Below are 12,472 nucleotides of genomic sequence, written 5' to 3'. Positions count from 1 at the left end.
CCATGCACGGCGCTGTTCTGTGCGACATCGACGGCGTCGTACGACGCTGGGATCCGGCGCTGATCGACGACGCGGAGGCACGGAACGGGCTTACCCCAGGCTCGTTTCGCTCGGTCGCGTTCGCGCAGGAACGGCTGCTGCCTGCCATCACCGGCCAGTGCACGGACGAGGAGTGGCGGGCGGGCATCGCGGCCGCGCTCGGTGAACGAGGCGGCGCGGTCGTCGCCGAGTGGTCCGAGTCGGCTGGAGAGGTCGTCGAGGAGGTCCTGGCCATCCTCCAGCAGGTCCGCCGTACGGCGCCGGTCCTGCTGGTCAGCAACGCCACGTCACGGCTGGAGAGCGACCTCGCACGGCTCGGCCTGCTGGACGCGGTCGACGGGATCGTGAACAGCTCGCGGGTCGGCTTCGCCAAACCCGATCCCGAGATCTACCACCACGCCGCGAAGCTCGCCGGCGCGAACGTCGAAGCCTGCCTGTTCGTCGACGACACGCTGCCGAATGTCCAAGCGGCGTTGGCGATCGGCATGGCCGGTCACCACTACCAGTCGCCGGACGGGCTACGCGGGATCCTCCACGACCACCTGGTGTGACTTCGCGTCGGGAGCGGCGAACCGTACGAGGGTCTCACCCTCTGTCAACAGCGCCTTGCGGTCTGCTCGGGTCATCTTCGCGAACGGCTGAACGATCAACGTCGCTTCGGACTTCTTCGTCACCACCGACCAGCTGCCCGCGACGAGCCCGTCCACCAGGAACGTCGGCGCCATCATGCCGTTGCCCTTGTTGATGATCCGGTCGCGATAGCCCTCCGGCAGCACCCGCGTCCGGAACTTCGCGGTGTGCGCCAGCAGCAGGCTGTCGAACGGCGGTAGGTAGCGCACGGGCACGGGAGTCTCGCCGTCCGGCCGCGGCCCGTCGACCACGTCGTACAACGTCCGCCCGGACTCGTCGGTGAACGTCGCCACCGCGTCGCCGAGCGACGCGAGCGCGGCCCGCACCTTCGTGACCCGCGACTCGCGCAGCCACGACATCGCGTCCTCCGCGCTGGCGGGGCCGAACGCGCGGAGGTAGCGCAGGACCAACCGCGGCAGGGTTTCCTCACCCGTCGGCCAGCCCTCCGCGCCCAGCCGCGAGCGTGCCGACACGTACGCGACCGGCCCTCGCCCGGCGAACCGCGAGCAGTCTGGCGTCAACAGCAGCAGGGCATGGGTCCGCAGGTGGCGGTAGTTGTGCCCGCCCGCCAGCAGGTGCAGGGCGTGCGGCCAGCGTTCCTCCGCCAGCGTGACGTAGTCCGTCAGCAGCCGTGGCTCGCCGTCGCTGAACTCCAACGTGGCCTCGATGACCGCGTCGACGTCCACGTGCGCTTCGAGGTCGCGCCAGTCCCGGCGACCGCTCCACTCGGTGAACACCGCGTAGTCGAAGTAGTCGGCGGCCGTCACCACGTGCAGCGTCCGGCGCTGCAGCGTCGCCCGCACGACCTGGTACGACTCCAGCAGCGTCTGGAGGTCGTCCGCGGCGAACGAGGACAGCCGCGTCCACAGCGCGAAGAACGGCGAGTCGGGCCGCTGCGCCTGCAACGCTCCGAGCCTCGGCAGCGCCTCCTCGACGGTCAGCGGCACCCGGTCCAGCAGCAGCTGCCGCGCCAGCGTGGCGCGGCTCAGCTCCGCCAGGGTGAGCGGTCCGCCGTCAGCGGCTGAGCCGGACGGCGTGGGTGCCGCCGAGGCCGTCGGACGTGTCGACGGCGAGCGAGACCCACGGCCGGACGGCTTGGACGCGGACGGTCGAGTCACCATGCCAGGAACGATATCCGCCCCGACGGACACCCACCTCGACGTTCGCGCTCCCGCGGGCGGGATCGGACACCGCGACGGCCAGCTCGCCGCGATGCTCGCGCATGATCACCGCGCACGGCGCGGACGCGGTGAGCTCGTCGACCGAGCCCGGTGCCCAGAAGTTCGCGGCGACGATGCCCAACCGGGGAACGGAGATCGCCTGTACGGACGGGGTGTTCGCCAGCACGCGAATCTCCGCCGACTCGGCCAACGCGGCGGTGCGCGCCGGGGTCGCGCCGGGCAGCAGCACGTACGCGTACTCCCCCGCTGTCGGATCGACGCCGTGGTCGAACCAGGCCGTCAGGTACCGGCGGGTGATCGGCGTCGTCGGGCCGGTCTGGTGGATGTCGCGCCAGCGTCCGGTCCGGGCCTCGCGCTTCACCGAGATCGTCGCGCCGCCGGGGAAGACGTACCCGCCGACGCCTCCGAGGTGCGCCCAGCCGGCCTCTCGGGTGGTCGACCAGCCGAGGTCCAGCGGCTGAGCGACACCGTCGAGCAGGAACGCGTTCGTCCCACTGGCATGGAGATTCCGGTTCTCGACGACGGTCTCGACCGGGTGTCCGCTCGCCCCGGTGATGCCGGCGCCGAGTGCGACGACGTACTCGTCCAGGCAGAACCACGACTTCTTCGCCCGCATCGGCGACGTGATGCCCTCGACGTCCATTCCGGCCGAGCCGAACTCGCCGAGCGCGACGCCGCCGACCCAGCTCGCATCGATCGGCCGCGCCTCGCCCCACTCGCCGCCGGCCTTGTTCGGCAGTGGCAACTTGTCGATCGTCGTGCCTGGCAGGCGATAGAGGTCGGTAGTCGGCCAGAAGTCGTCGGCGTACTGGCCGTTGTCGGCGTTGTAGAGGTACGTCATGCCCTCGCCGGTGTGGAAGCCCTTCTCGTTCTCACCGTTGCCGGACTCGTAGTAGGAGATGCGCATGCTGGCCATCGAGATCGCGTACGCCCAACCAGGACGGCGATGTACGACGCGGTCCATGCCGGGGAAGACGGTGAACGCCGTGGGCTCCGGCGCCGCGGGAACGGACTCGTCGGCGAGCACGCGCGCGTACGTCGCGACCCGCGGGACGCGGGCGCTGGCGAAGATGTCGTCGTGAGTGTCGCGATGGATCCAACCCTTGACCATCGCGCGCCAGCGCTGCGCGCGCTCGGGATCCTCGACGGCGACGCCGTCGGCGAGGTTGAGCAGGTGCTCGAGAGCGCCGTGCGCGTCGGTGTGGTCGCGCGCGTTGCTCCGCGAGATCGCCCGCCCGCGGACGAAGTCGAGCATCTGATTGTCGTAGATCACCGGCTGGAACGTGCGCTCGACCGCGTCGAAGAGGACCGAGCGGTTCGGATCGTTCACCTCCCAAGGGGATCCGGCTAGCAGCGCGATCAGCTTGGACATGCCGTCGAGCAGGACGACGCCGTACGTTCCGGTGTAGGGGACCCACGTGTGTTGGACGAACGAGCCGTCGCGGTAGAAGCCGTCGCCGGTCGTGACGTAGGCGAAGACGTCGGACAGGCCGTCGCGGGAGCGGGCGATCTTCGCGTCGGTCTCGCCGAGGACGCCACGGACGGCGATGGCGCGGCAGAGGTCGACGCGGTTGGCTCCGGTGGAGAGGATCGGGCCGCGTTCGGGCGGGAACATCCAGTACGGGTCGGGAACGAAGTGGTCGATCGCCTGCAGGTAGCTGGCTCGGTCGGCTGCCGGGAGGTGGTCGTACACGAGCGTGCAGGCGTCGCCGAGGGCGCGGGTCGAGCCGATCTCCCAGTCCCACCAGTTGCCGTACTCGACCGTGCCCTGCTTGTAGACGCGTTCGTGCACGGTCGCGAGGCCGGCGAGGACGTCGGCGAGCACGGTCGCGTTCTGGTGCAGGGCGCTGCCGTTGGTCGCCCAGGCGAGGGCCATCGTCACCAGCCGCGTGTATGTGCCGGTGACGCCGGCCGAGCCCGCGAAGGTGGTGTCGGTGAAGACCTGTGTGCGGGTTGGGCTTCTGTCGACGAGGCCCTGCCACCGGCGGGCGTCGTTGTCGAGCAACGTGAGCGCCTTGGCGACCCTGGGGTCGGCGGGATCGACCTGGCCGCCGGTGAGGAAGTCGTGCCAGGCGAGGCGGAGTTGCTCGTACGACTGGGCATCCGCTCTTGCCGGGGTCATGCGCCCATTCAACGCGGCAAGGGCGGCGACGCCGCCGATGCCCGCCACGAGCACGCGGCGTGGAAGCTTCGCTGCCATGTCTCCCCCTCGTACCTGGCCGAGCCTTCGACGCTAGGGAAAGCGCTCGCCCGAGGTCAAGGAGTCCGTCCGGTACTGCGCACACCTTCGACGATTCGCGCTGTTTCTTGCCTTAGCCGTGTGGCTTCGGCGCGGTCGTCGTCGTCGATCAAGGCGATGATGGGGCGAATCGCCTTGTCCACTGTGGTTCCGAGCACGCGCACGAGGACGTTGACGCCCATGCGGGCGAGGCCGTCGACGTCTCCGGCGAAGCTCGTGCGGACGAAGCCGGGGCTGTGGCGGTGGTAGCGGACGTGGATCGGCAGGTCGACGGCGAGCAGTTCGTTGGCGCGGCGGAACTGCAGGTTGGTGCGCTTCCAGGTGTAGTCCTTCTCCAGCTGGAGGTCGTTCCACTGGATCGCGTCCTTCGGCGCGCCGGGGACGACGAGGTTGACGACCGTGCCGAGGCGATCGGCGAGGCCGCGGACGAGGAGGGCGCGGCCGAGGTAGAAGAGCGCGAACTGGTGCTCTAGGCCCTCCTCGGTCTCGGCGCGCTTGTAGCGAACGTACGAGGCGGCGAGGACGAGCGCGTCGATGCGCTCGTACTGCTGGAGTTCGGCGACGACGCGTTCGATCTCTCGGACGAGGGACAGGTCGGCCTGGATGAACCGTGCGTCCCCGCCCGTCTCTTGCTGGAGGGCGTCGAACTTCTGCCGGCTCCGGCCGACCACGACGACGCGCTCCCCCGCCCGCAGATAGTGCGCGGCCAGCGCCCGCCCGATGCCGTCGGTGCCGCCGGTGATCACGATCGTCCTCATACCGATCCCTCGTTTCGGAACACCTGTTCCGGAACAGCGTAGATGCGGAACACGCGTTCCGCAATGGGTAGGATCGGCGGCATGGCGACGGCTCGGAGGCAGCGGAAGGACGCGGCGCGGAACGCGTTGCTGGTGCTGGAGGCTGCGGCGCAGGCATTCGGGGTGGGTGGGCTGGCCGTGGACATGCGAGAGATCGCGCGGCAGGCCGGGGTCGGGATCGGCACGCTGTACCGGCACTACCCGACCAAGGAAGAGCTGCTCGTCGCCGTCCTCCAGGCGGACATCGCGGCCTGGACCGAGCGCACCTCAACCGTCGACACGGCGGACGCCTACGCGGCACTGCGCTCGTATGTGGCCGCGACCCTCAGCACGCTCGCGGAGCGCCGCACGTTGCTCGACGGCCTCGCGGTCGGCGACGTTGCGGCGCCGGCGTTCGCCGCCTGCGGCGAGCACCTGCGAACCACCCTCGCCCCCCTCGTCGCCCGCGCCCACACCGACGGCGTCCTGCGCGCGGACGTCACGATGGAGGACGTCGGCCTCCTCATCGTCGCCCTCAGCCGCGTCGTCCAGGTCGCCCCCACCGCCTGGGAGCGCCAACTCGACCTCGCCCTCACCGGCTACCGGGCATGAGCAAGGGCCGCACCCGTCCGGGCGCGGCCCTTGGTCGAAGCGATCCGTCAGGCGGACTTGGCGTTGTGCTCGTCGCGCCAGGCGATCCAGTCGCGGGCCAGGCCGAGGTCGTACTTGGGGCCGCCCTGGGCGATGGTGAAGTGCGTGACGCCCGTCGCCACGAAGTCCTCGCCGACGGACTCGGGCGGGTCGGAGACCGCGACCGAGCGCTCGATCTCCAACGGATCCCGGCCCACCTCCGCGCACCAGCGATCCAGCACCGAGGTCAGGTGCCGCAGCCGCTCGGGGTCGCCGAAGCCGTGCCAGATCGTCGCGTGCTCGGCCACCACGCGCAGCGTCTTGCGCTCGCCGCTACCGCCGATCAGCACGGGGATGTCCCGTGTCGGCGCCGGGTTGAGCTTCGCCCAGCGCGACTTGATGCGCGGCATCGACTCGCCCAGCGACGCGATCCGCGACCCGGCCGTGCCGAACTCGTACCCGTACTCGTCGTAGTCGCGCTCGAACCAACCAGCCCCGATCCCCAGGATCAGCCGCCCGTCGGAGATGTGGTCGACCGTACGGGCCATGTCCGCCACCAGCTCGGGGTTCCGGTACGAGTTCGCCGTCACCAGCGCGCCGATCTCGATGCGCGAGGTCGCTTCAGCCCAGGCGCCGAGCATCGTCCAACACTCGAAGTGCAGGCCGTCGGCCTCCCCGTACAGCGGGAAGAAGTGGTCCCAGGTGTAGACAATGTCCGCGCCGGCTTCTTCGATCTCGGCGACCGCCCGGCGGATCTCGGTGTACTCGGCGTGTTGAGGTTGGAGCTGGACTCCAATACGAACCGGTCTCGTCATGTACATCGTTAGCCGGGAAGCGATCCCGAACATTCCCCAGGAGACCGGATCAGGACGAGATCGTGACGATTCCGGACGCGCCGTCCACCCGGATCTGCTGCCCGGACGAGATCCGCGACGTCGCGTCCGGTACGCCGACCACGGCCGGGATCCCGTACTCGCGGGCCACCACGGCGCCGTGGGAGTTCGCGCCGCCCATCTCCATCACCAGGCCGCCCGCGGTGAGGAACAGCGGCGTCCAGCCCGGGTCCGTCGACGGCGCGACGAGGATCTCGCCCGGCTCCAGGTGGGCGCCGACCGGATCCAGGACGACCCGTGCGATCCCGGTCACCGTGCCGCTCGACGCGGACGTCCCGACCAGGTCACCTTCGGTGGCAGCCGTGCCGAGCGCCTCGAGGTCGGTGCCGTCGGACAGCATCATCCGCGGGATCCGTCGCCGTCTGAGCTCGGCCGCGTACGCCTCCCGCCGCTCGACGACGAGCGCACGGTGGTCGCGCCCGCCGAGCGCGGACCGGACCTCGGCGAGATCGAGGAAGAACACGTCGTCAGGCACCGCGAGCCGCTCGGCAGCCACGAGGTCGCGACCGATCATTGCCAGCTCGCGCCGAGCCGCCGCGAGAGCCAGAACGATGAGGTACTTCGGATACTCCCGCAGTCCCGCGAGTGCGCGGACACGACGCAACGCGAATCGTACGACTGGCTTGGCCAAACCCGCCTTGGCGACCAGCCGCGCCACCGCCGCCTCGGCCTCGACCGCGCCGCGTGCGAACAGCCGGTCCGGGGCCAGCGCCTCGTCGTCGAGCCGCAGGTAGTTCGCGAGCACTCCGAGCAGGTGCGTCGGGTCGTCGCTCCAGCGCGGCATGCCGAGGTCGATCTCGGCGACCGCGCGATGCCCGTACGTACGCAGGAACTCGGCGAGCCCGTCCTGCGCGATGGCGGGAAGCGCGCCGTCGCCGAACAGCGCGGCCAGCTCCACCGGAGTCTTGCGGGTGAACAGCGTGGCGGCCGCCGGCTCGGACCGGATCCGCTGGGCGAGCTGCCAGAGCTCCAGGTCCATCTCGGTCGTGACGTTGCGCGGCAGGCTCCGCAGCACCGCCTCGAGGTCGCCCGACGCGAGCTTCTTGCCGAGTAGCTTGGCGACGAGACCGAGCAGGAGGAACCCGGCGCCGGCCGCGGGCATCACGCGGGCGCCGGTCGGGAGCATCGTCTCGCCGAGGATTCGCTCGACGTGCTCAAGCCGTTCTCGCGGGCTGGCGTTGGGCGGGACCGCCGTACGTCGCGCCATCAACGTCGTCAGCCGGGCGGCGTGCCGGTGGCCGGTGCGCGGGTCGATCACCGCGGCGAGCAACGTCCCCGGAGCACGCAGCCTCCTCGCCACGCGGAACAGCCGGCGCCGGAGCCGCCAGCCGGAGCCCTGCTCGGCGGCGTACCGGGGATCGTCGGCGAGCGTACGGGCGATCACCGCCGACCGCGCCTCCATCACGTCGAAGATCCGCGGCACGATCGACCGCGCGTCCTCGTTGCGCAGGATCGGCGTGAAGTCGAAGAACAGCCGCTGGCCGGCGACCACGATCGCGGGCGGTCCGGCCAACCGGTCCGCCACCACGATGCCGGCGAGCTCGGCGATCGACGTGCCGACGAGCCGGAACGCGGCGAGGCCGGACGGAGTGAGCGGACGCGTGAGCCCCTGCGCGACGCTGCCGCAGAAGTAGACGCGGACGTCGTCTTTCGCCGTGCTGGGAAGGGGATCTGGCAACGGGAAGAGCGTCGTGACCGGGCGCGCCTGCGTCAACCACAGCTTGCCGGTCGCGTCGATCGCCCACTCGGTGTCCTGCGGGGCTTGGAAGTGGTGTTCGGTCTCGTCGCCGAGCCTGGCGAGCGCGCGGATCTGGTCGTCGGTGAGGCAGGCTTCGTTCGCCTCGACCGCGACGTGCTCGGTGCCGCCGCCCGGCAGCGAACGGATCGCGAGCCGCTTGTCGCCCAACCTGCGTTCGAGAATCTCGCCGGTCGCGGTGTCGACGACGAAGTGGTCGGGGTTGACGGCGCCAGAGACGACGGCCTCGCCGAGCCCCGGGCTCGCGTCGATAACGGCCTGCCGGCGGCGGCCGGTGACCGGGTCGGCAGTGAACAGCACTCCGGCGACCTCCGCGTCGACCATGAGCTGGACGACGACGGCGAGCGCGACGAGGTCGTGGTCGACGTCGTTCGTCGCCCGGTACGCGACGGCGCGGTCGGTCCACAGGCTCGCCCAGCAACGGCGAACGGCGTCCAGGAGTGCGTCGGCGCCGACGATGTTGAGGTATGTGTCCTGCTGGCCGGCGAAGCTCGCGGATGGCAGATCCTCAGCGGTGGCTGACGAACGGACCGCTACCGGCACGTCGTTCCCGAGTTCGCGGTAGCCGGCGAGGATCGCCTCGGCGGTCGCGTCGGGGATGGCCGAGCTGAGCAGCCGTTCGCGCGCCTCGCAGGCAAGCTTCGCCAGCCGTTCGGTGTCGGTGACCGGCGTCTCGGCCAGCGCCGCGAGGGTCGGCTCGAGGCCCGCGGTCGCGGCGACCTCGCGGTAGGCGGCGGTGGTGACGACGAAGCCGGGCGGCACCGGCAACCCGGCGCGCACCAGCTCGCCGAGGTTCGCCGCCTTGCCGCCCGCCTCGTCCAGACAAGTGCGGTCGAGGTCGGCGAACGTCCGTACCAGCGAGGTCCCGTTCATGAATCCAAGGTAACAGGAAACTCAACGGGTGGTGAATTACTCGATACCGTGAGGTGTCTCACGCCCTACGCGACGCGGTGCATCCAGCCGTGGGGGTCCTCGGCGCGGCCGTACTGGATGTCGAGCAGGCGGGAGCGGATCTCGCTGGCGACGGGGGTGGCGTCGCCTTCCTTGGCCATCACGATCTCGCCGCCGCGCCATTTGAGGGAGCCGACGGGGGTGATCACGGCGGCGGTGCCACAGGCGAAGACCTCGACGATCCGGCCCGACTCGACGCCCGTACGCCACTCGTCGAGCTCGATCTTGCGTTCCTCGACCTTGTGGCCCAGCGAACCGGCCAGCGCGATGATCGCGTCCCGCGTGATGCCCTCGAGGATCGTGCCGGTCAGCTCCGGCGTCACGATCGAGCCGTCGTCCTGCACGAACCACAGGTTCATTCCGCCGAGCTCCTCGATCCACCGGCGCTCGACGGCGTCGAGGAACGCGACCTGCTCGCACCCGTTGGCGATCGCCTCCTGCTGCGCCACCAGCGAGGCCGCGTAGTTGCCGCCGCACTTCGCCGCGCCCGTGCCGCCGATCGCTGCTCGCGTGTACTCCTCGGACAGCCAGATCGACACCGGCTTCACGCCCGAAGCGAAGTACGGCCCGGCTGGCGAGGCGATCGCGATGAACTTGACCTCGGCAGACGGCCGCACGCCGATGAACGCCTCCGAGCCGTACATGAACGGCCGCAGGTACAGGCTCTTCTCCCCGCCCGACGGCACCCACGCGGCGTCCGTCGACACCAGCAGGTCCAGGGCCGCCACGAAGTCGTCCTCCGGCAGCGTCGGCAGCGCCAACCGCTTGGCGGAGTTGGCGAACCGCCGCGCGTTGGCGTCCGGGCGGAACGTCCAGATCGACCCGTCGGGATGGCGATACGCCTTCAGGCCCTCGAAGATCTCCTGCGCGTAGTGCAGGACAGCCGACGCCGGGTCGATGAGCAACGGACCGTACGGCTTGATCACGGCGTCGTGCCAGCCACGCTCCGCGGTCCAGCTCACCTCGACCATGTGGTCGGTGAAGAACTTGCCGAATCCCGGGTCGGCGAGGATCTCGTCACGCCGCTCGGGCGGCACCGGCGAGTCCGTCAGCTGGCGGGCGTACTCGAGGCTTGCGGTCATGGCTGCACCGTACCCAATCGTGAATGTCTCGTCAGAAAAGTATGGGGACAAGAAACACCGCCTGCCGAAGCCGGCAGGCGGTGTGAGCTGCGTGCGCCGCGGGGGCGCGCCACAGCTCTACGTGGCTACTCGGCTGGCGATCGCGTCGCCGATCTCGGCGGTCGTACGGGTCGTGCCCGCCGTTCGCTCCGCGAGGTCGGCGTGCACCGTGTCCTCGACTCGGCGGGCGGCGTCGGCCAGCCCGAGGTGGTCGAGCAGCAGAGCCGCGGACAAGATGGCGGCCGTGGGGTCGGCCTTGCCCGTGCCGGCGATGTCGGGGGCCGAGCCGTGCACAGGCTCGAACATGCTGGGAGCGGTGCCGTCGGGGTTGACGTTCCCGCTCGCCGCGAGGCCGATTCCGCCGGTCACGGCGGCGGCCAGGTCGGTGATGATGTCGCCGAACAGGTTGTCGGTGACGATGACGTCGAACCGGTCCGGCTGCGTCACCATGAAGATCGTCGCCGCGTCGACGTGCAGGTAGTCGACGGTGACGTCGGGGAACTCCTGCGAGACCCGGTCGACCGTACGCGACCACAGCCCGCCGGCGTGCACGAGCACGTTGGTCTTGTGGACCAGCGTGAGCTTCCCGCGCCGTGCCTGCGCGCGGCGGAACGCGTCACGGACGACGCGGTCGACGCCGTGCGCGGTGTTGATGCTGATCTCGGTCGCCAGCTCGTGCGGGGTGTCCTTGCGGACGACGCCGCCGTTGCCGACGTACAGGCCTTCGGTGCCCTCGCGGACCACGACGAAGTCGATCTCCGGCTCACCGGCGAGCGGAGAAGGAACGCCGGGGAACAGCTTCGAGGGCCGCAGGTTCACGTAGTGGTCGAACTCGAACCGGATCCGCAGCAGCAACCCGCGCTCGAGGATGCCGGGCGGCAGGTTCGGGTCGCCCGGACGTCCGCCGACCGCGCCGAGCAGGATCGCGTCGTGGTCGCGAAGCTCGGCGAGCACCTTGTCCGGAAGCACCTCGCCGGTCGCGAGGTAGCGGTTGGCGCCCAGGTCGTAGTCCGTCGTCTCGAGCGTGGTGTCGTACGACGGGGCGACGGCCTGGAGGACCTTCACGGCCTCGGCAGTGACCTCGGGACCGATGTAGTCCCCACCGATCACGGCAAGGCGAATGCTGCGCGACATGCGGTTCACCATATCTGGAGCGTCCGGATGCCGGACATGCCGTCCTAGCATTCGGACAGATCGACGAGTAGTGCTCTAGTGAGCGGAGTGGTCCTCGTGCCCGGTCTCGCCACCGTTGTCTCGGCGGTCCATGGCTTCCTGGAGGGCCTGGTTGGCCAACTGCTGCGCCTCGGTCATTTCGAATTCTTCCTTGCTGGCTTACGGATTCGGGCCAGCGCGAAAGACTCCGCGACGGGGTGCTGGCCCGTCCTACCGAGCCCCGCCGCGGCTGAGAAGGATGACTACTCGCCGCATGATGAGGACGACATTAGTTGGACATCCAAGTAGTTGTCTGTCTCAAGACAGAACTTCTCGCATGCCGAGACGGTGCGCGTCCTTGTCCGTCAGCCGCCCAGACAGCCGAGGCGTGCAGTCCGTCCGAACGAGGCTTCTTCCTATCGGCGGACGCGCGTCGATATGCGACACTCCCCCGCATGAGTGCCCCGCCTCACCTGCCACCCGTCGTCGCGCGCGCCCATCAGCTGTCGCGACAACGTGGGTACGTCTCGTCCTGCCGGAACGAGACCGGCCGGCTGCTCGCCTCGCTGGCTGCCACCCGCGACGGCGTGCTCGCTGAGACCGGTACGGGCTGCGGCGTCGGTTCGGCCTGGCTGCGGAGCGGGATGCGGAACGGTGCCCACCTGCTGACCGCTGAGCACGACCCCGGGCTGGTGTCGGCCGTACGGGAGATGTTCGCCGGCGACGAGTCGGTCGAGGTGCTCGAGGCGGACTGGAAGGAGCTCGCCGAGCACGCGCCGTTCTCGCTACTGTTCCTGGACGTCCGCGAGGCCAAGCGCGCCGGCCCGGACGTCGCGGGCGACATCATGACGCCGGGCGGCATGGTCGTCCTGGACGACTTCACCCCGTGCGAGACCTGGCCGCCGATGTACAACGGGCGGGTGGACGCGATGCGCCAGGAGTGGTTGCTGGACGAACGGTTCACGACCGCCGAGATCATGGTCGCCACCGACGCTTCGGTCCTGATCGCCACCCGCCGCTAGCCACCTCCGTCCACAGCCGGGCGCACTTTACCCACTGAACCGGGGTTCCGAGGCACACGAAAGCGCTTGCCAACCCCGTTTG

10 protein-coding genes are annotated in these 12,472 nt (G+C 70.1%); 3 read left to right on the top strand and 7 right to left on the bottom strand.

The window, feature by feature from the left end:
• Positions 1-2: 2 nt before the first annotated feature.
• Positions 3-590, top strand: a complete 588-nt coding sequence (locus JOD67_RS16215) for an HAD family hydrolase (RefSeq protein ID WP_205118431.1) — start codon at positions 3-5, stop codon at positions 588-590.
• Here JOD67_RS16215 and JOD67_RS16210 read toward each other — a convergent pair.
• From JOD67_RS16210 to JOD67_RS16200, 3 genes are read right to left on the bottom strand one after another with little or no spacing between them, the layout of a single operon-like run.
• Positions 558-1,790, bottom strand: a complete 1,233-nt coding sequence (locus JOD67_RS16210; protein ID WP_205118430.1) for a winged helix DNA-binding domain-containing protein — start codon at positions 1,788-1,790, stop codon at positions 558-560. The genes JOD67_RS16215 and JOD67_RS16210 overlap by 33 nt on opposite strands.
• Positions 1,684-4,050: a polysaccharide lyase 8 family protein gene (locus JOD67_RS16205; RefSeq protein WP_205118429.1), complete on the bottom strand. Its 2,367-nt coding sequence runs from the start codon at positions 4,048-4,050 to the stop codon at positions 1,684-1,686. The genes JOD67_RS16210 and JOD67_RS16205 overlap by 107 nt, the downstream gene beginning before the upstream one ends.
• 56 nt (positions 4,051-4,106) lie before the next feature.
• Complete coding sequence (locus JOD67_RS16200) at positions 4,107-4,847, bottom strand: SDR family NAD(P)-dependent oxidoreductase (protein WP_205118428.1); 741 nt, start codon at positions 4,845-4,847, stop codon at positions 4,107-4,109.
• Between the two features lie 81 nt (positions 4,848-4,928).
• On the opposite strand from JOD67_RS16200, the gene JOD67_RS16195 reads away from it, so the two are divergent.
• Positions 4,929-5,477, top strand: a complete 549-nt coding sequence (locus tag JOD67_RS16195; protein WP_205118427.1) for a TetR/AcrR family transcriptional regulator — start codon at positions 4,929-4,931, stop codon at positions 5,475-5,477.
• A 47-nt stretch (positions 5,478-5,524) separates the two neighbouring features.
• On the opposite strand, the gene JOD67_RS16190 is transcribed toward JOD67_RS16195, so the two are convergent.
• The 4 genes from JOD67_RS16190 to JOD67_RS16175 all read right to left on the bottom strand — a co-directional run bounded on the left by JOD67_RS16190 (position 5,525) and on the right by JOD67_RS16175 (position 11,350).
• Entirely contained in the window at positions 5,525-6,310 is a 786-nt protein-coding gene (locus JOD67_RS16190) for an LLM class F420-dependent oxidoreductase (RefSeq protein WP_205118426.1), read from the bottom strand.
• A 49-nt stretch (positions 6,311-6,359) separates the two neighbouring features.
• Positions 6,360-9,017 carry a PEP/pyruvate-binding domain-containing protein gene (locus JOD67_RS16185; protein ID WP_205118425.1) on the bottom strand — a complete coding sequence of 886 codons (2,658 nt, stop codon included), beginning with the start codon at positions 9,015-9,017 and terminating at the stop codon, positions 6,360-6,362.
• A gap of 65 nt (positions 9,018-9,082) precedes the next feature.
• A complete protein-coding gene (locus tag JOD67_RS16180; RefSeq protein ID WP_205118424.1) occupies positions 9,083-10,177 on the bottom strand; it encodes a branched-chain amino acid aminotransferase in 1,095 nt (364 codons plus the stop codon).
• 117 nt (positions 10,178-10,294) lie between these two features.
• Complete coding sequence (locus JOD67_RS16175) at positions 10,295-11,350, bottom strand: 3-isopropylmalate dehydrogenase (protein WP_205118423.1); 1,056 nt, start codon at positions 11,348-11,350, stop codon at positions 10,295-10,297.
• A gap of 473 nt (positions 11,351-11,823) precedes the next feature.
• Here JOD67_RS16175 and JOD67_RS16170 point away from each other — a divergent pair, with 473 nt between their 5' ends.
• A complete protein-coding gene (locus tag JOD67_RS16170; protein WP_205118422.1) occupies positions 11,824-12,390 on the top strand; it encodes an O-methyltransferase in 567 nt (188 codons plus the stop codon).
• Positions 12,391-12,472: the final 82 nt, after the last annotated feature.

Origin of the sequence: Tenggerimyces flavus, from assembly GCF_016907715.1 — a bacterium.
In the GTDB taxonomy this organism is placed as follows: Bacteria; Actinomycetota; Actinomycetes; order Propionibacteriales; family Actinopolymorphaceae; genus Tenggerimyces; species Tenggerimyces flavus.
This window is presented reverse-complemented; position numbering and strand designations above follow the sequence as displayed.